At 64.8% G+C, this 264-nt stretch carries 1 protein-coding gene; it reads left to right on the forward strand.

Annotated features, from left to right (window positions below; translation table 11 throughout):
* Positions 1-264 (forward strand): putative PEP-binding protein (locus SB816_RS32470; protein WP_410548308.1); only part of this gene is annotated, 264 nt, incomplete at both ends.

Raw genomic sequence — 264 nt, forward strand, 5'->3', positions numbered from 1 at the left:
GGAGCGCGGGCGCGATGGCCTGGAGATTTATGTGATGTGCGAGATTCCGTCCAACGTGGTGCTCGCCCGGGAGTTCGCGAAGCGCTTCGACGGCTTCTCGATCGGCAGCAACGATCTCACGCAGCTCACGCTCGGCGTGGACCGCGACTCGGCGCAACTGGCGGGCCTTTTCGACGAGCAGAACGACGCGCTCAAGTGGATGGTGCGCACCGTGATCGAAGAAGCCCATCGATGTGGGGCGAAGGTCGGGTTGTGCGGCGAGGC

Origin of the sequence: Achromobacter sp. SIMBA_011 (genome assembly GCF_046535435.1) — a bacterium.
GTDB classification, from domain to species: domain Bacteria; phylum Pseudomonadota; class Gammaproteobacteria; order Burkholderiales; family Burkholderiaceae_B; genus Achromobacter; species Achromobacter dolens.